1 protein-coding gene and 1 pseudogene are annotated in these 696 nt (G+C 44.5%); one reads left to right on the top strand and one right to left on the bottom strand.

Annotated features, from left to right (window positions below; all coding sequences use genetic code 11):
• Nucleotides 1-381: HAD-IA family hydrolase (locus tag R7093_RS25650; protein ID WP_318147074.1), on the top strand; the 381-nt coding region annotated here is incomplete at its 5' end.
• 148 nt (nt 382-529) lie between these two features.
• Here the strand turns inward: R7093_RS25650 and R7093_RS25645 are convergent.
• Nucleotides 530-696, bottom strand: a pseudogene (locus R7093_RS25645) (OmpA family protein); the annotation flags it as partial.

Genomic DNA, 696 nt, shown 5'->3' with positions numbered 1-696 from the left:
GTTTCGAAATTCAAAATGGAGACGTTTGCCGCGATGGAATTGCAGGGCGAGGTCATCCAGTGCCGTGGCATTGTTCTTGACGAATATTTAGGCCAAAAGAAAATTGCGGTCGGAACGGGAAGTCAGCGAGAAAGTGCGATGCGTCTGCTCAGTCATGCAGGGTTGATCGACAAGCTTGATGCCGTTGTGACGGCTAGTGATGTCGAAAATCACAAACCTTGTCCGGATACTTTTCTATTAGCCGCAGATAGATTAGGGATTGACGTGCAAAACTGTCTGGTTTTTGAAGATACAGAATTGGGTAAACGTGCAGCTCATTCTGCTGGGATGGACTGTGTCATGGTCGAAGGAAATAATCTCGTTTTTTATCCGAAGAGATAAGTGCTTACTATCGATGGACGATGCTTGAATCTTCATTTCTTGATTTCATTTCCTTTATAAAAATCCAAAAATCCAAAAATCCAAAAATCCTGAAAGTGAAAAGGGGTGCAAGCGCACCCCTTTTGATGAGAATGTGTGAACATTCAGATTATGGTTGAACCATCTCTTGGTATTCGAACGAAGGAACCACAACTTCTACGCGACGGTTTTTCTCACGACCTTCACGAGTGCTGTTGTCAGCGACTGGATTCTCTTCACCCATACCTTTCACTGTCAGGCGATCTGCATCGATACCAGCGCCAGTGATGTAATCTG

Source organism: Vibrio sp. 1580 (assembly GCF_033340055.1).
The sequence above is the reverse complement of the archived record's forward strand: the minus strand, read 5'-3'. Positions and strand labels throughout refer to the sequence as shown.